We start from the raw sequence: 498 nt of genomic DNA, 5'->3' as shown, positions 1-498 counted from the left end.
TCAAAATCGGCGACATCCCGTTCATCCAGATCAAGGGCACGCCGGTCGAAGGCGCGCCGATTGATCTGGACGTAGAAGGCACTGCTTTGACCAGCGTGCCGAGCGTTATTGAAATCAAGGCCCCCAACGCCGTGCTGCGCCAGTTGGCCAAGTCCCAGATCACCTTGTCTTACCGCCTGAAAAAAGCCGACGGCTCCGCCGAGCTGAAATCCAAAAGCCAATTCATCCGCGCCATCGGCGAAGTCCAGCGCCTGGCCGCGCCGAAAGTGCTGGACGAGGAGTCCGGAGCGCTGGACCCGACACTGCCCCAAATCCGTCTCGAAATCCCCTTCGACAAATCCTTTGTCGAAGGCCAGGTCCTTCAGCCGGTCATGCTCGGCACCACCCCCGGCCTCAAGCCGTACCTGCCTGAGCTACCAACGCGCCCCATCACCCACAACGACATCGTCGCGGCCGAACCACTGTTGTACAACATCGAGGGCACACACCTGGCCCCGG

1 protein-coding gene is annotated in these 498 nt (G+C 61.2%); it reads left to right on the top strand.

Annotated features, from left to right (window positions below; all coding sequences use genetic code 11):
* A partial coding sequence (locus tag M9827_RS04530) for a hypothetical protein (protein WP_250603787.1) occupies positions 1-498 on the top strand: 498 nt, incomplete at both ends.

This window comes from Pseudomonas sp. AKS31 (assembly GCF_023634765.1).
Taxonomy (GTDB): Bacteria; Pseudomonadota; Gammaproteobacteria; order Pseudomonadales; family Pseudomonadaceae; genus Aquipseudomonas.
The sequence above is the reverse complement of the archived record's forward strand: the minus strand, read 5'-3'. Positions and strand labels throughout refer to the sequence as shown.